This is a genomic window from Streptococcus pseudopneumoniae (assembly GCF_001072665.1).
GTDB lineage: Bacteria > Bacillota > Bacilli > Lactobacillales > Streptococcaceae > Streptococcus > Streptococcus pseudopneumoniae_S.
Map to the genome: position 1 here is coordinate 1 of NZ_JVJI01000072.1, position 548 is coordinate 548.

Here is a 548-nt window from a genome sequence, read left to right on the forward strand (position 1 = left end):
ATCTCCTCTGCCCAATCACGGATTACTTCCATCGATGAAAAATTGGAACGTCTTCGTACGGCCAAGAAGTCTGTAAGTGAAATCCAACAAAATGTTCACAATATCAAGTATCCCATCATGCACCGAAATATTCAGCCAGAATGGCAAGGCAAACAAAAGGATGATTTCACCAAGCAGTGGGAGACCTTCTCCAGTGACTACACGAGTTTTCAAACGGAGATGAATACCTTCTATGATGCCATCTGTGATGAAATCACTAGGTTGGAAAATCAAAAGAATGAAGAACATGGCATTATTGGTTGGTGCCAAAGTCAGATTAACAATCTGGGAAATTTCATCGAGAAGCTACTACATACGAAGGAGGGGTAAGGTCATGTATGGAACGATTCAATTATCTGAGGTTCTGTTTAACGCGCACATCAGTAGTTTGACCAAGGCTCAGGCTAGTTTGGCTGGAGTGAGTAAGCCAAACTTTAACACGACATCGGAATCCAAGGTGCTCGATTTGTATCAGGAACAATTCAATGAGCTCTATCAGTTGATGACGA

1 protein-coding gene is annotated in these 548 nt (G+C 42.0%); it reads left to right on the forward strand.

Translation table 11 applies throughout. From position 1 onward, the window contains the following. Positions 1–369: YwqH-like family protein (locus ADH52_RS04435; protein ID WP_049510333.1), on the forward strand; the 369-nt coding region annotated here is incomplete at its 5' end. Between the last annotated feature and the right edge of the window lie 179 nt (positions 370–548).